This window comes from Kitasatospora sp. NPDC002522 (assembly GCF_053595195.1).
The window spans coordinates 67,501-88,079 of the sequence record NZ_JBSFXE010000014.1 but is presented as its reverse complement, the minus strand read 5'-3'; the positions used below and the strand labels follow the sequence as shown (position 1 = coordinate 88,079).

The 20,579-nt window shown below is 74.0% G+C and carries 15 protein-coding genes and 2 tRNA genes; 8 read left to right on the top strand and 9 right to left on the bottom strand.

Going from position 1 to position 20,579, the window contains the following annotated elements:
• Positions 1-55: 55 nt before the first annotated feature.
• The gene (locus ACWD4U_RS14705) at positions 56-1,579 is read left to right on the top strand and encodes a hypothetical protein (RefSeq protein WP_363448980.1); all 1,524 of its coding nucleotides are present in this window, start codon (positions 56-58) and stop codon (positions 1,577-1,579) included.
• Between the two features lie 52 nt (positions 1,580-1,631).
• On the opposite strand, the gene ACWD4U_RS14700 is transcribed toward ACWD4U_RS14705, so the two are convergent.
• On the bottom strand, positions 1,632-3,701 hold the full coding sequence (locus tag ACWD4U_RS14700; protein ID WP_363448982.1) for an ATP-binding SpoIIE family protein phosphatase: 2,070 nt from the start codon (positions 3,699-3,701) through the stop codon (positions 1,632-1,634).
• Between the two features lie 267 nt (positions 3,702-3,968).
• On the opposite strand from ACWD4U_RS14700, the gene ACWD4U_RS14695 reads away from it, so the two are divergent.
• The 4 genes from ACWD4U_RS14695 to ACWD4U_RS14680 all read left to right on the top strand — a co-directional run bounded on the left by ACWD4U_RS14695 (position 3,969) and on the right by ACWD4U_RS14680 (position 7,871).
• Positions 3,969-5,765: an AMP-binding protein gene (locus ACWD4U_RS14695; RefSeq protein WP_363448984.1), complete on the top strand. Its 1,797-nt coding sequence runs from the start codon at positions 3,969-3,971 to the stop codon at positions 5,763-5,765.
• Positions 5,766-6,134: 369 nt separating this feature from the next.
• Positions 6,135-6,210 (top strand) — tRNA-Ala (locus ACWD4U_RS14690).
• A 12-nt stretch (positions 6,211-6,222) separates the two neighbouring features.
• A tRNA-Tyr gene (locus ACWD4U_RS14685) sits at positions 6,223-6,297 on the top strand.
• A 65-nt stretch (positions 6,298-6,362) separates the two neighbouring features.
• The gene (locus ACWD4U_RS14680) at positions 6,363-7,871 is read left to right on the top strand and encodes an SDR family oxidoreductase (protein WP_363448986.1); all 1,509 of its coding nucleotides are present in this window, start codon (positions 6,363-6,365) and stop codon (positions 7,869-7,871) included.
• Positions 7,872-7,880: 9 nt separating this feature from the next.
• Here ACWD4U_RS14680 and ACWD4U_RS14675 read toward each other — a convergent pair whose 3' ends face one another.
• Positions 7,881-9,221 (bottom strand): APC family permease, encoded by a 1,341-nt coding sequence (locus ACWD4U_RS14675; protein WP_363448988.1) that lies wholly within the window; start codon positions 9,219-9,221, stop codon positions 7,881-7,883.
• A 105-nt stretch (positions 9,222-9,326) separates the two neighbouring features.
• Here ACWD4U_RS14675 and ACWD4U_RS14670 point away from each other — a divergent pair, with 105 nt between their 5' ends.
• Positions 9,327-9,815 carry an Lrp/AsnC family transcriptional regulator gene (locus ACWD4U_RS14670; protein WP_363448990.1) on the top strand — a complete coding sequence of 163 codons (489 nt, stop codon included), beginning with the start codon at positions 9,327-9,329 and terminating at the stop codon, positions 9,813-9,815.
• Positions 9,816-9,857: 42 nt separating this feature from the next.
• On the opposite strand, the gene ACWD4U_RS14665 is transcribed toward ACWD4U_RS14670, so the two are convergent.
• The 5 genes from ACWD4U_RS14665 to ACWD4U_RS14645 all read right to left on the bottom strand — a co-directional run bounded on the left by ACWD4U_RS14665 (position 9,858) and on the right by ACWD4U_RS14645 (position 16,246).
• Complete coding sequence (locus ACWD4U_RS14665) at positions 9,858-10,238, bottom strand: hypothetical protein (RefSeq protein ID WP_363448992.1); 381 nt, start codon at positions 10,236-10,238, stop codon at positions 9,858-9,860.
• A 44-nt stretch (positions 10,239-10,282) separates the two neighbouring features.
• Positions 10,283-13,819, bottom strand: coding sequence for an RHS repeat-associated core domain-containing protein (locus tag ACWD4U_RS14660; protein ID WP_363449336.1), 3,537 nt, complete (start codon positions 13,817-13,819; stop codon positions 10,283-10,285).
• A gap of 96 nt (positions 13,820-13,915) precedes the next feature.
• On the bottom strand, positions 13,916-14,134 hold the full coding sequence (locus tag ACWD4U_RS14655; RefSeq protein ID WP_363448994.1) for a hypothetical protein: 219 nt from the start codon (positions 14,132-14,134) through the stop codon (positions 13,916-13,918).
• A 142-nt stretch (positions 14,135-14,276) separates the two neighbouring features.
• Positions 14,277-15,038, bottom strand: coding sequence for an SDR family NAD(P)-dependent oxidoreductase (locus ACWD4U_RS14650; protein WP_363448996.1), 762 nt, complete (start codon positions 15,036-15,038; stop codon positions 14,277-14,279).
• A gap of 68 nt (positions 15,039-15,106) precedes the next feature.
• Positions 15,107-16,246, bottom strand: coding sequence for an acyl-CoA dehydrogenase family protein (locus tag ACWD4U_RS14645; protein WP_363448998.1), 1,140 nt, complete (start codon positions 16,244-16,246; stop codon positions 15,107-15,109).
• A gap of 121 nt (positions 16,247-16,367) precedes the next feature.
• Between ACWD4U_RS14645 and ACWD4U_RS14640 the strand changes: the two genes are divergently transcribed.
• Entirely contained in the window at positions 16,368-16,964 is a 597-nt protein-coding gene (locus tag ACWD4U_RS14640; protein WP_363449000.1) for a TetR/AcrR family transcriptional regulator, read from the top strand.
• Positions 16,965-17,006: 42 nt separating this feature from the next.
• On the opposite strand, the gene ACWD4U_RS14635 is transcribed toward ACWD4U_RS14640, so the two are convergent.
• Together ACWD4U_RS14635 and ACWD4U_RS14630 are read right to left on the bottom strand one after the other, a co-directional pair.
• Positions 17,007-17,180 (bottom strand): hypothetical protein, encoded by a 174-nt coding sequence (locus ACWD4U_RS14635; protein ID WP_363449002.1) that lies wholly within the window; start codon positions 17,178-17,180, stop codon positions 17,007-17,009.
• Positions 17,181-17,270: 90 nt separating this feature from the next.
• Positions 17,271-18,251, bottom strand: coding sequence for an NADPH:quinone reductase (locus ACWD4U_RS14630; protein ID WP_363449004.1), 981 nt, complete (start codon positions 18,249-18,251; stop codon positions 17,271-17,273).
• A 157-nt stretch (positions 18,252-18,408) separates the two neighbouring features.
• On the opposite strand from ACWD4U_RS14630, the gene ACWD4U_RS14625 reads away from it, so the two are divergent.
• Positions 18,409-20,550, top strand: a complete 2,142-nt coding sequence (locus ACWD4U_RS14625; protein WP_363449006.1) for a hypothetical protein — start codon at positions 18,409-18,411, stop codon at positions 20,548-20,550.
• Positions 20,551-20,579 lie beyond the last annotated feature (29 nt).

Below are 20,579 nucleotides of genomic sequence, written 5' to 3'. Positions count from 1 at the left end.
CGACCTCGGCCGGGCACTGCAGGGCAAGACGTACAGCAGCCCCGCCGATCGCACCGTGGTGGCGCCGAAGGCCGGCGCGGCCGCCCGCGGCCAGGGCGAGGCGCAGCCGCAGAGCGCGCCCGGCGACGCGTCCGTCACGGTCGGCCTGTCCGCCACCACCTGGGGTGCGCACGACATCGACCTGCGGACCTCCGTCCTCGACACCAAGGACGGCGCGCTGGAGATCACCGTCAACTGGGGTGACGGGACGTCGGAGACCTTCGCGGTGGACGCCCGCGCCTACGGCGGCGACAGCCGGACCACCCGGCACCGCTACCCCGGGGTGGGGATCTTCGGCGTCACGGTGACCGCGAAGGACACCACCAACGGGGTCGAGGCGAGCAACCAGGTCGCGGTCACCACCGGGGGCGCCGAGTTCACCCCGCACCGGCCGACCCGGGTGCTCGACACCCGCGATGGCACCGGCTACAGCCGGGCCAAGGTGCCCGCGCGCACCACGGTGGCGCTGAAGATCACCAGTGCGGGACAGGTCCCGGCGGGCGCCACCGCCGTCGCGATGAACGTCACGGTCACCGGCACCACCGGGCCCGGCCACATCTCGGTGGAGTCCGAGAAGGCCCTCGCCGAGAGCGCCGAGACCTCGAACCTGAACTTCGTGGCCGGGCAGACCGTGCCCAACCTGGTGCTCAGCAGGCTCGACGACAACGGGTTCGTGTACCTGTTCAACGCGGGCTGGGAGCCGGTCGACCTGATCGCCGACATCACCGGCTACTTCGCGCCCGCCCGCGCCGCCGGGTACCGGGCGGTGCCGCAGACCCGCGCCGTCGACACCCGCGAGGGCCTCGGGACGGCGCGCGGGCAGGTCGCCGGCGGGAACTCCTTCGACGTGCAGATCGCCGGCGCGACCGGCGTTCCGGCGGGCGCCACCGCCGTGGCGCTCAACCTGACGGTCACCAACCCGCAGGAAGCCGGTCACCTGACCGCCTACCCGGCCGGACAGGGCGTGCCGAACGCCTCCAACGTGAACTTCACGGCCGGCCAGACGGTCGCCAACGCGGTGATCGTGCCGATCGGCAAGGACGGCAAGATCTCGGTGCGCAACGGAAGTTGGCGCCCGGCGGACGTGGTGGTCGACGTGGTCGGCTACTACACGCCCGACAGCCGCGCGGCGTTCGTCCCGACCTGGGTGCCGTTCCGGATCGTCGACAGCCGCAAGACCAGCTGGGGCCGGCCGGCCGGGCCGCTGCCCGCCCGCAGCTACTTCGCGATGCGGCTGGAGAGCGACACCACCACCCCCGAGGTGGACGGGTGGGCGCTGAACACCACCGTCACCAACACCGGCGGACCGGGCTTCCTGTCGGTCACCCCCGACCCCAACTTCTGGTCCGACTACCAGAACGGCACCGCGCTCACGCCGCCGCGGCCGGTCTCCTCGACGCTGAACTGGACGGCCGGCGCGACCGTCCCGAACGTCGCGCAGACCCCGGGCGGCAAGGGCGGCATCGTCGACATCTGGAACCAGGGCTGGCAGGACACCGACTTCATGGTCGACCTGCTCGGCTACTACCAGAGCAGCTGAACCCCGGCCCCCGGCACCGGAGCTGACGATCCGTCAGTTCCGGTCCGGCGGCTCACAGTTCCTGCTCCGCCCAGATGGTCTTGCCGCGCGGGGTGTGCCGGGTGCCCCAGTTGCGGCACAGCTGGGCCACCAGCAGCAGGCCGCGCCCGCCCTCGTCGTAGGTGCGGGCCCGGCGCAGGTGCGGGGCGGTGCTGCTGCCGTCGGAGACCTCGCAGAGCAGCATTCCGCCGTCCCGGATCAGCCGCAGCCCGATCGGCGCCAGACCGTAGCGCACCGCGTTGGTGACCAGTTCGCTGACCACCAACTCGGTGACGAAACCGGTCTCTTCGAGACCCCAGTCGGCGAGCTTCGCGGTCACCAGCTTCCGCGCCCGCGCGACCTCGGACGGGTCGCGCTCCAGCGGCCAGTCCGCCACGTCGTCCTCGTGCAGCGCCCGGGTGCGGGCCAGCAGCAGCGCCACGTCGTCACTCGGCGGCCTGCCCGCCAGGGTGGCCGACAGCGCCCGGTCGCAGAGATCCTCCAGCGACGCGGCCGGGGTGGCGAGCGCCCGGGCGAGCCGGTCCAGGCCGAGCCCGGGATCGCCGCGCAGCTCGGAGGCGCGCAGCAGCCCGTCCGTGTACAGCGCCAGCACCGTGCCCTCGGGGACGGCCAACTCGGAGGCCTCGAAGGGGAGTCCGCCGAGTCCCAGGGTCGGGCCCGGCGGCAGCTCGGGGAAGATCACGGTGCCGTCCGGGGTGACCAGCGCCGGGCCGGGATGCCCGGCCCGGGCCAACGCGCAGGACCGCGAAACCGGGTCGTACACCGCGTACAGGCAGCTCGCGCCGACGCTGCCGCCCGCCCAGTCGTTGGCGCCGCCCTCCGGCAGCTCGTCGCGGTCCACCCGCAGCACCAGGTCGTCCAGGTGGGTCAGCAACTCGTCCGGCGGCATGTCGATGTCCGCCAGCGTGCGGACGGCGGTGCGCAGCCGGCCCATCGCCGCGGAGGCCGCCACCCCGTGCCCGACCACATCGCCGACCACCAGCGCCACCCGTGCGCCCGACAGCGGGATCACGTCGAACCAGTCGCCGCCCACGCCCTCCCGGCCGTTCGCCGGGAGGTAGCGGAACGCCACCTCCACCGCGGCCTGCCGCGGCGTGCTGCGCGGCAGCAGCGAACGCTGCAAGGCCAGGGCGGTCTCGCGCTGGTGGGTGTACTGGCGGGCGTTGTCGATGGACAGCGCGGCCCGCGCCGTCAACTCGGTGGCGAGCAGCAGGTCGTCGTCGTCGAACGCGTCCGGCGTCCGATGCCGCAGGAAGATCGCCACGCCCAGCGTGGTGCCGCGCGCGGTGAGCGGCGCGAGCAGGGCCGAGTGGATGCCGAACTCGTCGGCCAGATCCGCCCGTTGAGGCTCCTGGACGAGCCACGAGCGGATCGCCGGGTCGCGGTAGTCGGTGCGCAGCGGCCGGCCCGAGGTGAGCACCTGCGACATCGGGGAGTCCGGGCCGATCGCGTCGGTGGTCCCGATCCGCACCGCGGACTCCGGGCAGTGCGGCAGGACCGACTGCTGCGCCACCCGGTAGAAGACCAGCCCGGCGTGCGACGGGGCGCCGCCGCGGAACACCGAGTCGAGCAGGTCGATGCCGACGAAGTCCGCGAAGCCCTCGGTGGCGACGTCGGCCAACTCCTGTGCGGTCCGGTCGACTTCGAGGGTCGAGCCGATCCGCAGCCCGGCCTCGGAGAGCAGCGCGAGCCGCCTCCTGGCCCGGTCCTCGGCACCGGCCGCGGTCCCACCGGGCGCTGCGGCGACCGGAGCCGACCGGGCGTCGGCGGAGAGCGGACGCGCCGTCAGCACCCAGCCGAGGCCGGACTCGGGGGTCCGCAGCGGAACGACGCCCAGCTCCACCGCGACCGGCTCCTCGCCGCTCCGGCCGAGCCGGACCATGCCCGTGAAGGTCGACTGCCGGGACAGCGCGTGCAGCAGCTCCGGCGGGGGGTCGCCCGCCAACAGATCGGTCGCGGTACGCCCCAGGGCCCGTCGGGCGGAGAGGCCGAGCAACTCCTCGGCCGCCGCCGACCAGCCGGTCACCCTGCCCCGGCCGTCCACGGTGGCCGTCGCCGCCCGGCCGGGAACTCGCGTCGCCATGTCCGGACGACCCCCTTCGGAACGGCAACTCCCGGCCAGGGCCCAGCATGACCCGCGGACACCACCGGTCCAACGCGCCACGCCGGGCCGAACGGCCACCGGCCCCGTCCGGAGGCACGGCCGTTCGGCGGTGCGGGTGAGGCCTCATGGCCCGCCGCGAGCCGGACCCGTACGGTACGTGCAGTGGAGCTGTCCGCCATCCGGGCGAACTCCCCCGCGGAGCGGGGAGTGCGGGGGCGGAGGTACCGAGAGACAGAGGGGACAGGCATGGGTTCAGCGCAGAACGCAGGCACCGTGGCGCAGTCGGGGCAGTCGGGGCGGTCAGGGCAGTCGGGACGGGGGACGGGCGGTGCCGCGTCCGGACCGGGGCGGGCGGAGTCCGCGGCCAACTTCCTCGCGGCGCGGGAGGTGCTGTTCCGGCACCGCACCGACTACCAGGCGGCGCGGGAGGAGTTCCGCTGGCCGGAGCTGGGCGAGTTCAACTGGGCGCTCGACTACTTCGACCCGATGGCGCGCGGCAACGACGCGACGGCGCTGTGGGTGGTCGACGGCGACGGCGGCGAGCGGATCCACAGCTTCGACGCCCTGGCCAAGCGCTCCGACCAGGTCGCCAACCACCTGCGCGACCTCGGGCTGCGACGCGGCGACCGGGTCCTCGTGATGCTCGGCAACGTCAGCGAACTCTGGGAGGTGATGCTCGGTGCGATCAAGCTCGGCGTGGTGCTGATCCCGGCCACCCTGCTGCTCTCCGCCGAGGACCTGGCCGACCGGCTGGAGCGCGGCGAGGTCCGGTCGGTGATCGCCGCCGCCGAGGTCGCCGACCGCTTCACCGGCCTCCCGGGCGCGCCGCTGCGGATCGCCGTCGGCACCGACACGCCCGAAGGCTGGCACCCCTACACGGCGGTCGACGGCGCCTCCGCGGACTTCACCCCGGACGGCCCGACCCTGGCCACGGACCCGCTGCTGCTGTACTTCACCTCCGGCACCACCTCCAAGCCGAAGCTAGTCGAGCACACCCACGCCTCCTATCCGGTCGGCCACCTCTCCACCCTGTACTGGATCGGCCTGCGCCCCGGCGACGTGCACCTCAACATCTCCTCGCCCGGCTGGGCCAAGCACGCCTGGAGCAACTTCTTCGCACCGTGGAACGCCGGCGCGACCGTCCTGGTCTTCAACTACGCCCGGTTCGACGCCGCCCAGCTCCTCGACGTGATCACCCGCTGCCGGGTCACCGCGCTCTGCGCCCCGCCCACCGTGTGGCGGATGCTGATCCAGGCCGACCTGGCCTCGCACCGCACCGAGCTGCGCGAACTCGTCGGCGCCGGCGAGCCGTTGAACCCCGAGGTGATCGAACAGGTCCGCGCCGCCTGGGGCCTGACCATCCGGGACGGCTTCGGCCAGACCGAGACCACCGCCCAGGTCGGCAACACCCCCGGCCAGCCCGTCCGGCTCGGCTCGATGGGACGGCCGCTGCCCGGCTACCACGTCGCACTGCTCGACGCCGACGGGAAGCCCGCCGAGGAAGGCGAGTTGAGCCTCGACCTGGCCCGCCGCCCACTCGGCCTGATGACCGGCTACCGCGGCGACGAGGAGCGCACCGCCGAGGCGATGCGCGACGGCCACTACCGCACCGGCGACGTCGCCGCCCAGGACGCCGACGGCTACATCACCTACGTCGGCCGCGCCGACGATGTCTTCAAGGCCAGCGACTACCGGATCTCCCCGTTCGAGCTGGAGAGCGTCCTGATCGAGCACCCGGCCGTCGCCGAGGCCGCGGTCGTCCCGTCACCCGACCCGGTGCGCCTGGCCGTTCCCAAGGCGTACGTCCTGCTGGTCGACGGGAAGACCCCGAGCCCCGAACTCGCCCGCGACATCCTCGCGTTCACCCGCGAGAAGCTCAGCGCGTACAAGCGGATCCGCCGCCTCGAGTTCGGCGACCTGCCGAAGACCATCTCCGGCAAGATCCGCCGCGTCGAACTGCGCACCCACGAGGCACAGCGCACCGAGGAACGCCACCCGAACGAGTACTGGGACAGCGACTTCCCCGACCTGCGACAGGCCTAGCGGCCGGCCGGGCGGGCCAAGACTTAACGGCAGGGCCGGCCTGGCGGCAGCGCCAATTGGCGAGGCCGAACGGCAAGGCCTTGCGGCAGCGCCCTGGCAAGGTCGGCCGGCAGGGCCTTGCGGCACGGCCTAATGCCAGCGCCAATCCGCAAGGCCGAGCGGCAGCGCCTGTCGGCAAGACCGAACGGCACGCCTATCGGCAAGGCCTGGCGGCAGCGCCTGTCGGCAAGGCCGAACGGCAGGGCCCAGCGCCAGCGTCTGTCGGCGAGGCCGAACGGCAAGCCAGGGCGGGGCCGGTGACGTGCCGGAGGGGGCGCTCGGAAAGCGTTTGCTGAGTGCCCCCCGGCGGGCGGTAGCATCCGTTTCACTTCCGGGCGTGGGCGCAGAGGCAGCCGCCGCCGCCTTCGCAAGGCGGAGCACGCCGGTTCGAATCCGGCCCCCGGGAGGCAGTAGGGGTGGGCCTCGTGTGCGCAGAGGCAGACGCGCCGGTCTGTAAAACCGGAACACGCCGGTTCGAATCCGGCCGGGCCCACCCTGCTTCGGCACAGTCACCCGCGGACAGCGGCGGGACCACAACCCGCCGCACCAGGGGACCAGATGAGCACGCCCGTGCCCGACGAGACGGAACTCGCCGCCCTCGACCGGACCCTCGGACGGCTGCGCGCGCTCCCCGCCGACCACCCGGTACGGCTGCGCGCCGAACGCGTCGCCGAGTCCTTCGTCCGCGACGGTCGCACCGGCCGCCGTCGGGAACGCCGCACCGCCACCGCCCGCGCCGACGCCGAGCTGCTCGCCGCCACCGCCACCGGCGCCACCGACCGCCGCGAGGACGCCCCGCTACCCGGCCCCGCACCGACCACCGCCGCCGCACCGGACCCCGGGTCACCCAGCCCTACCAAGCACGCCGCCTCCGCGACCGCCTCCGCCCTCGCGCCTGCGACCCTCGCGCCTGCGACCCTCGCTCCCGCGACCCTCGCTCCCGCGACCCTCGCGCTCGGCGAACTCGGCCGCAGCCAGCGTTGCTACGTCTGCAAGGAGCGCTACCGGCGGGTCGACTCGTTCTACCACCGGCTCTGCCCGGGCTGTGCCGCCGACAACACCGCCCGTCGCGGGCTCAGCACCGACCTGCGCGGCCGCCGTGCGCTGCTGACCGGCGGCCGGGTCAAGATCGGCTTCCAGCTGGCCCTGATGATGCTTCGCGACGGCGCCGAACTGACCGTCACCAGCCGCTTCCCGCACGACACGGTGCGCCGCTTCCGGGCCGCCGACGGCAGCGCGGAGTGGCTGCACCGGCTGCACGTGGTCGGCATCGACCTCCGCGACCCGCGCCAGGTTCTCGGCCTCTGCGGGCAACTGCGGTCCGACGGCCGGCCGTTGGACATCCTGGTGAACAACGCCGCGCAGACCGTCCGCCGGCTGCCCGAGGCGTACGCCCTGCTGGCCGCCGGGGAGCGGGGACCGGTGCCCGCACAGGTCGGCCACGCACCCGGGTTCCGTCCGCTGCCGGCGCTCACCGCGGCCTGGCCCGCCGCCGAACTGGCCCCGGCGGACCTGCTACCCGGCGAACTCCCGGTCCGGCTGCGGCCGGTGGCCGACGAGGCCGGGCTGCTGCCCGACACCGCCGCGGCCAACTCCTGGTCGGCGACGCTCGGTTGCCTCGACCCGGCGGAGGTGCTGGAGACCCAGCTGGTCAACGCCCTCGCCCCGGCGCTGCTCTGCGACCGCCTGCTGCCGCTGCTGGAGGCGTCCCCGCACCCGGCCAGGTACATCGTCAACGTGACCGCCGTGGAGGGCCGGTTCGCCGTCCGCAACAAGACCGCCGGACACCCGCACACCAACATGGCCAAGGCCGCGCTGAACATGCTCACCCGCACCAGTGCCGCCGAACTCGCCGCCCGCGGCGTGCACATGTGCGCGGTCGACACCGGCTGGATCACCGACGAGAACCCGGCGCCGAAGAAGAACCGGATCGCCGCCGCCGGCTTCCGCACCCCGCTCGACATCGTCGACGGCGCGGCCCGGGTGTACGACCCGATCGTCCGGGGCGAGGCCGGCGAGCCGCTCTCCGGCGTCTTCCTGAAGGACTATCAGGTCGCCGACTGGTGACCCGCCGACTCAGGCCGGCTGACGGTCCGACCGCGCCGTCGCCGCCGCGTCGGTCGCCACGTCCGTCGTCGCGTCCGCAGGCACCGGCCGGGCCGCGGGAGTGCGGGCGGCCGCGAGCAGGGCCACGGCGGCCGCGGCCAGGGCCGGCCAGCCCGTACCGGCCAGCAGGACCAGGACCGTGACGGCGGAGATCGCCGCGGCGAGCCGCAGCGCGCCCGGCAGCACCCGCGCCGCGGCCGCCGTGCAGCCCAGGTAGACCGCCAGGAAGAGCGCCGTCGGCACCGACACCAGCTGGTCGGTGCCGAGCACACCGTTGCCCACCAGCAGGATCATCGGGCCACCGGTCAGCGCGGTCACCGCGACGATCCCCACCGTGCCACGTCGCCCGCCACCGGCCGCGTCGCCGCCGCCGGGAACCGCACCGCGGGCCTTCCGCGGCAGCAGGGCCTCGGCCATCGCGGCCGCGCCGGTGAGGTAGGCGTTGGTCGCCGCCAGGGTCAGGGCGAGCGCCAGCACCACCGCGAGCGTCGGGCCCGCGGCGCCGATCGCCACCCGCAGCAGGTCCGCCAGCGGTACCGGCCCGCCCGCTCCCGCGCCCAGCACGCCGACGGTGGCCGCCGCCAGCCCCAGGTACACCAGCGAGGTCACCGCGAACGCGGCCAGCACCACCCGGCGCAGTTGCCGGCGCGGGTCGCGCAGCCGGGTGGTCAGCGGCGCCGCGGCCTCCCAGCCGACGAAGGCGAACATCAGCGGCGGCGCGGCCTGTGCGATCCCCGACCAGCCGTGCGGCGCGCACGGGTGCCAGTTCGCCGCCCGCGCGTGCGGCGCCGCCCCGAGCACCGCCAGCACCACCAGTGCGGCCAGCACCGCGACGAGGACGAGCTGCAGCTTCACCCCGGTCCGCACCCCGGCCAGCCGGACCGCCAGGACCACCGCCAGCAGGCCGAGCGCCGCCCAGATCGCCACCCCGTCCCCGGCACCGAGCATCGCCGCCGCGTACCGGCCTCCGATCAGGCAGACCACCGGCGCGCCGAGCACCACGCCGGCCAGGAAGCACCAGGCGGCCGCCGCCCCGGCCCGCTCGCCGAGCCCCGCCGCGGTGTACCGGGCGACCCCGCCGGTCGAGCCCAAGCGGGTGCCGAGGCCGCAGAAGACCGCCGCGATCAGGCCGGAGAGCACCAGCAGCGCCAGCCACAGCAGCAGGGAGGCCGGTCCGGCCAGCCGGGCGGCCAGGCCCGGCAGCAGCAGCAGACTCGGGCCGAGCAGCGCGCCGATGTACAGCGCGGACGCGCCGGTCGTGGAGAGGTACGAGCCGGAGGTGTCGGTCTTCGGACGGGAGGTCTCGGTCATGGCTCGATCATGGTCCCGATCGCGCGGCACGCGATGGCGAATCCAGCCCCGATCCGGCTCCGGAACGGCACATTCCACCGCGATCGGCCCGCTAGGGTGCACAGCATGCCGAACCAGCAGTACGACCGCATCGATCGTGCCATCCTGGAACACCTGCAGCGCCACGGGCGCACCGCCAACGTCGACCTCGCCGAGGCGGTCCGGCTCTCCCCGTCCTCCTGCCTGCGCCGCACCAAGGCCCTGGAGGCGGACGGCGTCATCGCCGGCTACCGCGCCGAACTCGACCGCGACAAGGTCGGGTTGGGCCTGACGGTGTTCATCGCGCTGACCGTCGACCAGCACTCCCGGGAGACCTCCCGGCAGATCGAACGGGCCCTCACCGCGATCCCCGCCGTGGTCGCCTGCCACGTGGTGTCCGGCGAGGCCGACTTCCTGGTCGAGGTCGCGGTGCCCGACCTCGCCACCTACGAACAGGTGCTGCTGGACGACATCCTGTCCATCGGCCCGGTCCGCGACGCCCGCTCCACCTTCGCCATCCGCACCGTGCTCAGCCGCGGCCCGCTGCCCGTCGACCGCTGGCCCGCGCGCCGCTGAGCGCTCGCGGCGGCGGTCGACGGCCCGTCAGCTGACGTGCGGTCAGCGCCACTCGCGCACGTCGTGCAACGCTCCCGTGGTCAGGTCCGGTCGGCCCTGCAGGTCCCCGACCCGGGTCGCGTAGACGGCGACGATCCCGCCGTCGACGTCCGGGTAGGCGGTGTAGTAGCCGATCCGCCAGGACGGCTCCGGGACGTCGGGCACGGCCAGCCGGAGCCGTTCGGTGCCGTCCGGGTTCAGGACCAGCGCGTTGCTGGGCTGCGCCGTGCCGCCCGCGGGGTCCTCGGGGTCCTCGATGACGAGGATGCTCGGCGGGTCGTCGAACCCGACCACGGAGACCGGCGGGCGGTCGAACGTCCGCTCCGCGGCGCCGTCCGTGCCCCAGCGCACGGTGCGCGATCCGTTCTGCCAGTCGATGTCCACGGCGTGCCTCTCTCGGTGTGTCCGCTCTCCTCGATCTCCCGCGGTCAGGAGATCTCGAAGGGATCGCCAACGGGGATCAGTCTGGCACGGTCCTCGAACTTCAAGATCTCCAACTGGGTGGCGCCGCCGCCCGGGAGGTGGCCGAGCAGCGGGTCGTGCTGGGGGCCGATGACGCTCTCCTGGATCCGGATCGGCTCGCCGTCCATGGGGAAGGCGTACCGCTGGACCAGCGACACGTCCGACTTCCAGTCGGTGCGGATCGCCAGCTGGTGGCGGACGAAGTCCTGGTTCGGCACGTCGTCGAAGGTGCCGAAGCCACCGGGCCGCGACACCGGCTGGCCGCGCGAGATCACCATGTTGAACGTCTCTCCCGGCCGGCCGAGCCGCGAAGTGATCGGCGAGCCCGGCAGGTTGGGCGGCTCACGGAGCGCCGGGGGCAGCGCGGGGCGGGAGTGGGCGTGCGGCGAGAGACCGAGCGGGTCGGACCAGGTGTGCGGGTTGCGGACGTAGCCGTCGGGGTTGGGGGAGGGGACCAGACCGAGCGGGTCGGGACTGGTGTAGCGGGCGGTCTCGGGGTCGTAGTAGCGGTTGAGGTTGTAGTGCAGGCGCGTCTCGGGGTCGAAGTACTGGCCCGGGAAGCGCAGCGGCGTGTAGGTGGTGCTGTCGGCGGGCCAGGTGGTGTTGCCCCAGGCGGTGGGGACCGCGCGCCAGGCGATGGTGTCGGTGACGGGGTCGACGAGCTCGGTGGGCGTGCCGATCAGGTCGGTGACGACCGCGAAGAAGCGACGGTCGATCTGCTCCTGCGAGGCGTCCGGGCCGGCGGTGGTGATGGTCTCGCTCTGGGCGATCGGGTGCAGGCCGTGGTAGTCCCAGCTGAGGGTGTGCGGACCGGGCAGGTAGGGGGCGGTGGTGGTCTGCTCCGCGAGGAGCGTGCCGTCCCAGGTGAAGTCGATCTGCTCCGCGACGCTCGCACCGTCCGCGGCCAGGCGCTGCTTGGCGATGCGGCGGCCGAACGGGTCGTACCGGTAGCGCCACCTGGTGCGGTCGGGGGTGGTGACCTCGGTGAGGCGCCCCTCGGCGTCCCAGGTGTAGTGCCAGGTGTCGGGCTTCCGGGACTCCCGGGCCCGCTGCCGGAGCACGGTGCGGCCGGCGGCGTCGTACTCGTAGCGGATCCCGCCCGCCGCGGTGAGCTGCGTGCCGATGTAGGTCCGGTCGCCGAGGGCCGCACCGGTGGCGGACGTGGCCGGCCATTCGGCGGACGTGAGGTTGCCGGCCGGGTCGTAGGAGTACCGCTCGGGGGCGCCGGCGGCGTGCACCGCGGTGATGCGTCCGGCCGGGTCGAGGTCGAAGGTGCGCGGGCCGGTGAGCAGGTCGTCGACGCCGGTGAGGTGACCGTCGGGCCGGTAGGCGTAGGCGTGCTGCTGCAGGACGGCGGGGCCGGCGGGGGCGGTCGTCCGCAGGGTCTGGGAGGTGAGGCGGTGCCGGGGGTCCCAGGTGCGGGCGAGGGTGAGGTTCTCGCCCAGGGTGCGCTCCAGCTCGCGGCCGAGGACGTCGTGGTGGAAGGCCAGGCCGCCGCCCGGGACGGTCAGCGCGCTGGGGCGGCCCGCCGCGTCGTAGGTCCAGGTGCTGGTGTGACCGCTGGGGGTGGTGCGGCCGGTGCGGCGGCCCAGGGCGTCCCGGGAGTGGCTGGTGGTGCGGCCGTTGACGGTTTCGGTCAGCAGGTTGCCGAGCGCGTCGAGGGTCCGGGTGACCTCGGCGTCCGGGCCGACGGCGCGGACCAGGCGGCCCGCGGGGTCGAAGGCGTACCTGGTGACGCGCCCGGCCGCGTCCTTGGCGACGGTGCGGCCCAACTCGTCGTAGGTGTAGCGGATCTGCTCGCCGAGCGGGTTCGTCGTCACGACCGGCCGACCGGCCGCGTCGAGCTGATAGGCCGTCAGTCGGCCCTGGAAGTCGCTCTCGCCGACCAGCCGGCCCGCGGCGTCGTAGCGGTACTCCCAGCGCCGGCCGAGGGCGTCGGCGACGGCCACGAGCTGCATGTGGGCGTCGTGGGTGAAGGTGGTCCGGGCGCCGTCGGGGTCGGTGCGGGCGGCCAGCGCTTCGAAGTGGGTGTACTCGAAGGAGGTGGTCCGGCCGAGCTGGTCGGTCGAGGTGAGCAGGTTGCCCTCGCCGTCGTACGTCCAGCTCTCGGTGCTGCCGTCGGGCGCGGTGCGGGACGCCGGCCGGCCCTCGACGGTCCAGCTGAACCGGCTGACGCCGCCGAGCGCGTCGACGACCGTGCTGACGCGGCCGAAGGCGTCCCGCTCGCACCGGGTGACGGCACCGCCCGCGTCGGTGATCTCCACCGGCAGCCCGGCGGCGTCGCAGCGGATCCGGGTGGTGTGCCCCAACGCGTCGGCGACGGTGGAGAGATGGCCCAGCTCGTCGTACCCGTAGGAGGTGACCGCGCCGCTCGGGTCGGTCAGCGAGGTGCGGTGCCCGCGCTCGTCGTAGGTGAACAGCCAGGTCGCACCGCCCGGTTCGACCACCCGGGTGGGCAGACCGACGGTGGGGCCGTACTCTACGACGGCCTGCTCGCCGTCCGGCCGGGTGACGGATATCAGGTCGTCGGCGCCGTCGTACGCGTAGCGGGTGGTGTGGCCGAGCGGGTCGGTCTCGGCGAGCAGTCGGTCGTGGTCGTCGCGTTCGTGGCGGACGGTGTTCCCGAGCGGGTCGACCTGGGCGACGATCTGGGCGTGCTCGTTGACGTGGTACCGGGTGGTGTGGCCGAGGGCGTTGGTCTCGGAGTGGACGCGGATGCCGGTGACGGGGTCCGGGTCGGCGTAGTCGAAGTGGAAGCGCAGCGCCCCGTCGGCGCCGCCCTCGTCGACGACCCGGTCGTGGGCGTCGTAGGCGTACAGGTACTGGGAGTTGTTGCGGTCGGTCCAGGACAGGACGCGGCCGCCGGCGTCGTTGGCGAACCGCATGGGCTTGCCGGAGGAGTTGTAGACGGACGACAGGTGGCCGTCGGTGTAGCCGTAGCGCAGCAGGAGCGCGTCGCGGCCGTCCTCGCCGGCGCCGGCGAGGCGCAGGGCGGTGATCCGGTCGTTGTCGGTGGTGACGAGGAGGGTGTAGCCGCCGGAGTGGGTGATCGACAGCGGGGTGCCGTCCTCGTCGTAGGCGAGGGTGTAGTGGCGGCCGTGGCGGTCCCGGACCTTCGTCAACAGGGCGTCTTCGCCGCCGGGTTGGAGCTTGAACTCGCGGACGATGTCGGTGGCGGGGTCGGTGAGGGTGTAGTCGCCCCGGTCGGTCAGGGCCAGTTCCCAGCGCACGCCGGCACTCGCGTGCACCGGATCGCCCGGCTCGGGGTGCGGGTAGGCCTGGGCGAACAGGTCCGGGGAGAGGTAGACCACGCCCTCGGCGTCGATCTCCAGGCGCTCGTCGAAGGTGCAGGTCCAGCGCGGGCCCATCCACCGCCCGGCCTGGTAGCCCGACTCGAAGTTCCGGACGAACAGCAGCGGCAGCGATCCCGGCAGGTTGACGTCGACCTGCTTGATGAACATCCGGCCGGTCGCCATGTCGACCGGCTCACCGCCCGGGCAGATCGAGTCCTCACGACGGCCCGCGTGCCGCGGCGAGCGGACCTGGTCGCGGCCCCGGCCGCCGAACGTGCGGCCGCGCCCCCCGCCCCCGCCGCCGTGTCAGCGGGGGTGCGGGAGGCCCTTCTCGCCGCCCTCGAAGATCTTCGCCAGGTCCTTGGCGTGCTTCTCCTCCAGGTCGCGGACGTTCTTCGCGACCTTCTTCATGTTCTGGCCGGCGGAGTGGTAGAAGTCCCGGACCGCCTTGCCGGCGTCCTTGGCCAGCGTGGTGCCGAGCTTCTCGGCGGCGTGCTCGAGCGCCTTGACGATCTGGTTGCCCATGCGAAAACCGCCCCCTGCGAGCCTGGCCCGTACGCCTCCGTGTGCGCCTGACGTCACCTCACCCGACGCCGCGCCGCACCAGACGGTACTGCCTCGCAGCCGTCGCCCTCAGCTCGTTGTCGAACCTTCGCCGATCTTCTGCTCAGCGGGCGGACATCCGCAGTGCGCCGTCCATCCGGATGGTCTCGCCGTTCAGGTAGTCGTGGTCGGCGACCATGCCCACCAGGCGGGCGTACTCCTCCGGCTGGGCGAGGCGCTTCGGGAAGGTGACGGTCGCGGCCAGGCCCGCCCGGACCTCGTCGGAGAAGCCCGCCATCATCGGCGTGTCGACGATGCCCGGGGCGATGGTGACCACCCGGATCCCGTACTGCGACAGGTCGCGCGCCGCCGTGATGGTCATGCCCGCCACGCCCGCCTTGGACGCCGCGTACGCGATCTGCCCGACCTGGCCCTCGAACGCCGCGATGGAGGCGGTGTTGACCACCAGGCCGCGCTGGCCCTCGGCGTCCGGCTCCAGCGCCGACATGGCCTCCGCGGCCAGCCGCAGCACGTTGAAGGTGCCGAGCAGGTTGACGTTCAGCACCGTGCGGAACAGGTCCAGGTCGTGCGGCCCGCGGCGGCCCATGATCCGCGCCGACGGGGCGATGCCCGCGCAGTTCACCGCCATCCGCAGCTCCCGGCCGTCCGCCGCGATGCGGGCCAGCGCGTCGCGCACCGGCTGTTCCTCGGTGACGTCGGCGGGCAGCAGGGTCACGCCCTCCGGCGGGGTCGGCGCGGACTCCACCGCCTTCGGCAGGTCCAGGCCGTACACGTGCGCGCCCCGCCCGGCGAGGTGTGCGGCGGTGGCGGCCCCGAGACCGGAGGCCGCGCCAGTGACCAGGGCGGCGATACCGGTGAGCTGCATGGTCGAACTCCCAATCTGACGAACCGTCGAAGTACCAGGTGGCGGCCGGAGCGGCCGAACTGCCGGACTCAGCGCGCGAACTGGCGGCTGATCACCAGCCGCTGGATCTGGTTGGTGCCCTCGAAGATCTGCATGATCTTCGCCTCGCGCATGAACCGCTCGACCGGGAAGTCCCGGGTGTAGCCGTAGCCGCCGAGCACCTGCACCGCGTCGGTGGTCACCTTCATCGCCGCGTCGGTGGCGATCAGCTTCGCCACGCTGGCCTGCCGGCTGAACGGTCGGCCCAGGTCGCGGCGGCGCGCCGCGTCCAGGTAGGTGGCCCGCGACGAGTCCACCGCGGCCGCCATGTCGGCGAGCAGGAAGCCCAGGCCCTGGTGGTCGAGGATCTTCCGGCCGAAGGTGGTGCGCTGGTTGGCGTACTCCACGGCGGTGTCCAGCGCCGCCTGCGCCAGGCCGGTCGCGCAGGCCGCGATGCCGAGCCGGCCGGAGTCCAGCGCCGAGAAGGCGATCGGCAGGCCCTGCCCCTCGGAGCCGACCAGCCGCTCGGACTCCAGCAGCGCCCCGTCCCAGTACGCGGCGGTGGTCGGCACCGCGCTCAGGCCCATCTTCTCCTCCGGCGCGCCGAAGGTCAGACCGTCGACCTGACCCGGCGCCAGGAAGCACGACACACCGTGCGGGCCGGGCGCGGTACGGGCGAACAGCGCGTAGAAGTCGGCCTTGCCGCCGTGGGTGATCCACGCCTTGGTGCCGGTGATCCGGTAGCCGCCGTCCGCCGGCTCGGCCTTGCAGGTCAGCGCCGCCGCGTCCGAGCCGGCGTTCGGCTCGGAGAGGCTGTAGCCGCCGATCAGCTCGCCCGCCAGCATCTTCGGCAGCCAGCGTTCCTTCTGCTCCGGCGTGCCGAACGCGTTCACCGGGTGGCACGCCAGCGTGTGCACGCTGGTGGCCACCGCGACGGCCGCCCAGCGGGAGGCCAGCTCCTCCAGCACCTGCAGGTACACCTCGTAGGGCTGGCCGCCGCCGCCGAACTCCTCCGAGTACGGCAGGCCGAGCAGCCCGGCCTGGCCCAGCAGCGCGAACAGCCCCTCGGGGTAGCGCTCCTGCTTCTCGTACGAGTCGACCTTCGGGGCGAGCTCCTTGTCGGCGAGATCGCGGGTCAACGCGATCAGGTCCGCGGCTTCTTCGGTGGGAAGCAAGCGATCCACAGCCATGTTCCGGCTCCAAGCGGTACGCAAAGCGGTACGTCAGTACCGGTTAGCGTAGCGCAACCGCCTCCGACCTGGGAGACCGGACATCGGTGAGAGGTCGGAGACCGACTGTCATACTGACCGGGTGATCGACAGTGCCGCCGCCCCCCAGCCCACCGGACGGGGCGCCGCGCGCCGGTCCGCCCTCTTCGAAGAACTGGTCGCCCTGGTCGTCGCCGAGGGTTTCGCCCAGTTCACCCTGGACGACCTCGCCGCCCGGCTGCACTGCTCGAAGCGCACCCTCTACGGGCTGGCCGGCTCCAAGGAACAGCTGGTCCGCACGGTCGTCGTCCACTTCTTCCGCAGCGCCACCGCGCGGGTCGAGGCCGCACTCGCCGCCGAGACCGACCCGGCCGCCCGCCTCGGCGCCTACCTGCGCGCCGTCTCCGCCGAACTCGCCCCCGGCTCCGCGCGGTTCTTCGACGACGTCGCGGCCTTCGAACCTGCCGCCGAGGTCTACGGCCGCAACACCCGCGCCGCCGCGCGGCGGATCCAGCGGCTGATCCAGGAAGGCGTGGCGGAAGGCGCTTTCCGCGAGACCCACGTGGCCTTCGCGGCGGACGTGATCAGCTCCGTCATGGTGCGCATCCAGCAGCGCCAGGTCGCCGAGGCCACCGGCCTCGCCGACGCCGAGGCCTACGGCCACCTCGCCGAGCTGCTGCTGCACGGGCTGGTGCGCTAGGGCTTGTCAGACAAGCCCTAGCCGCCCGCGGCAGGCTCCTGGTCAGGCGGACGGCTTGCTGGTGGTGGGGTCCTCCGCTGCGGGTGGGCAGGCGCAACTGCCGTCCCGTTCGCGGACCTTGCCGCACTCCGGGCAGACCAGGCTCAACCAGCAGGCGGCCTCGCCGCCCTCGTCCTCCATGGCGTCAGTCTGCCCGGAGGCGGACGGGATGGCCATCGGCCCGTCGTCGCCGCCAGGCGGCCCTGGCCCCGAGTGCGACGTGAGGGCCGACCCGGGGCCGCGGGGGCCGGCATGGGCTGTGGGAGGTCAGTCGGGGAGGTCGAGCAGGACCCGGCCTCGGCTGCCGGCGTCGACGTGGTCGTGAGCCTTGGCGATGTCGGCGAGCGGGTAGCGCGCGCCGACCTCCAGGGTGAGGGCGCCGACCGCGGCGGCGGCGGTCAGGTCGCGGGCGGCCTGCCGTTTGGCCTCGGCGGGGAAGTCGTCGCTGCCCAGCAGGCGGAGCGTGACGTTGTTGAACAGCAGCGGCCAGAACGGGAGTTCGGTACGGTCGGCCCGGGTGGCGTACGCGGCGATGACCGCGCCGTTCGTGGCGACGGCGTTGTCCAGGTCGGCGTTGTCGGACAGCGACACCTCGATGATCCGGTCCACGCCGTCGGGCGCGTGCGCGCGGATCAGGGCGGCCGGGTCACCCCCGTCGAGGGCGACGGCGTGGGAGACGACCGCCGGGTCGACGCGGTCCAGGTCGGAGCCGTGGCGGACGGTGCCGATGACGGTGGCCCCGGCCCAGCGCGCGAGCTGGGCGGCCAGTGAGCCGACGCCGCCGAGCACACCGTGGACCAGGAGGAGCTTCCCGTCGACCGGGCCGTCGGCGAACACGGCACGGTGTGCGGTGATCCCCGGGATGCCGAGGCTCGCCCCGAGGCTGTCCGTGAGGTGGTCGGGCAGGGGGACGGCGAGGCCGTCGGGGACCACCGTGTACTGGGCGGCCGTGCCGAACGGCCGGTAGGACTGGGCGCCGTACACCCACACCCGCTGCCCGGTGCGGCGCGCGTCGACGCCGTCGCCCACGGCGTCGACGACACCCGCGGCGTCGCTGTGCGGGATCACGCGCGGGTAGGGCATCGCGGAGCCGGTCCAGCCGCGCCGCTTCTTGGCGTCGCCGGGGTTGACGCCGGAGACCGTGACCCGGACCCGGACCTCGCCGGGGCCGGGAGCGGGGTCGGGCAGCTCGCCGACGCGCAGCACGTCAGCGGCGGGCCCTTGTTCGTCGTACCAGGACGCAAGCATGAGGTCTCTCCGTTCCAGGGGTGGCCGCCTCCATCTTCGGGCCGCCGCCCCCACCTGTCCCGCAGGCCGGTCGACACCACCGGACGGAGTCCCGTGCCCGGCGCCGTGGGGCCCGTAGTCCGCCGTCAGATCCGCACCGAGGACGTAGAGTTGCCGGGTGGCCGATGAGACGCGGAACGTCGTGAGCGGGAACGCCCGGGTCGGGATCTCGGTGCAGGCCGGGGTGATCAACGCGGTGCACGTCCACGAGGCGGCCGCGCCCGCCGGCCCGACGTCGTGTCAACTCCCGCCCGAACGGGCGAATTTCGTCAACCGCGAGGACGAACAGCAGCAGGTGCTGGCCGCCGCCGGGCGGCCGTCCGGCCGGCCCGGGCCGCTGGTGGTGGCGGTCAGCGGGATGGGCGGCATCGGCAAGAGCGCGCTCAGCTTCCGCCTGGGTCGCACGCTGCGCGGCGACTACCCGGACGGGGTGCTCTACGTCGACCTGGACGACCTGCGGCGCGACGGCACCGTCGAGGTCGCCGACGCGCTCGCCGACCTGCTCGGCGGCCTCGGCGTCCGCCCGGCCTGGCTGGAGTCGGGCTACCCGCGCCGGGTGAAGCAGTACTGGACCCGGACCAACGGCAAACGGCTGCTGATCGTCCTCGACAACGCCCGCAGCAGCGCCGAGGTCGACCCGCTGCTGCCCGCCTCGGCCGACAGCCTGGTGATCGTCACCAGCCACGGCCAGCTGCCCGGCCTCGTCGATGCCGCGCCGTTGGAACTCCCGCTCCGGCCAATGGAGTTGGACGAGGTCGTCGAGCTGCTGGAACGCTTGCTCCCCGCCGACCGGCGGCTCGCCGAGGAGCCGGACGCGCTGCGCGCCCTCGCCCGCTGCTGCGACGGACTGCCCGGAGCGGCCCACGCGGTCGGCCGCCTCGCCGCCCGCCACCCGCGCCGCACCCTGGCCCGCCTGGTCGACCGGCTCACCGCCGACCTGCACGAGCAGGGCCTCGCACCCGTCGAGGCGATCTGGGACGCCGCCTACGGCGAACTCGGCCCCGACGCCGCCCGGCTCTACCGGCTGCTGCCCGAACTCCCGGGCCCCGTCGTCACCGTGCAGACCGCCGCCGTCCTGCTCGGCCCCGGCAGCCACCCGGGCGACGACCCCACCGAGCACACCGTCGAGGACGCTGTCGAGGAACTGGAACTGGCCGGACTGCTGACGTTCCACCAGGCGGACCAGTACCGCCTGCACGGCCTGTTGCGCAGCCACGCCCAGCGCCGCGCCCGCCAAGCCGACCCGGACGGCACCGAACGCGCCGCCGCCCGCCGCCGCGCCGTCCACTGGCTGCGCCGCCAGGCCGGCCGCGCCGACCTGCTGGCGGCGGGCAGCCGGCTGACCGTCCAGCCGCTCCCGGAGGCGGTGCCCGGTCTCCCCGAACCCGCGCTCGACCGCACGCCGCACGCGTCCGAGGAGCAGCGGAAGGCCGACGCGGCCCGCGGCTACGCCTGGCTGGAGCGCCACCGCCTGGCCCTGCACGCCGCCGTCGCCACCGCCTACGCCGACCGGGCCGACGCGGACGCCGTCGCGCTCTGCGAAGCCCTCTGGACGCACTACCTCGACCACCCGCACCTCGCCGACGTCACCGACGCGTTCGGGACCGGGGTGGCCGCCGCCGACCGGCTGGACGACCTCAAGTCCCGGATCCGGATGCGTTCGCAGCTCGCCCGCCCGCTCTGGGAGCAGCAGCGCTACGAGGAGGCCGCCGAGGTGCTGCGGCAGGCGGTCGGCGCGACGCCACTGCTGGGCGACCAGGACGAGGACCGCAGGCTGGCCGCCTCCGCCATCGACTTCCGGGGACAACTCGCGCTCGCCCGAGGCGAGTTCGCCGTCGCAGCGGAGGACTTCGAGGCCGCCCGGGCGGTGCACCTGGCGATCGGCAACGGGTACGGCGCGATGCTGCAGACCTACCAGCTCGCGAAGGCCGCCCTCGGTGCGGGCGAACTCGCGCGCGCCGCCGAGCTGTTCGCCGACGCCCACCGGCAGGTCGGCGTCGACCGGCCGCGGATGGCCGCGCGCGCGGGCTTCGGCCGGGCGCAGGCGCTGCGCCGCCTCGGGCGGTTCGACGAGGCGCGGCCGCTGCTGGAGGTGGCGCTGCGGGACGCCGAGGGGCGGGGGTCGGAGCGCGAGCAGGTCCGGGTGCGCAAGGAGCTCGCGGCGCTCGCCGAGGGACAGGGACGTGCTGCCGAGGCGGCTGAACACCGGAACCTGGCAGCCGAGTTGACGAGGAAGAACGGCGGCCTGCCGGACGAGTGAACCGACCCCGGGGGGACTGTGGCGGGCCG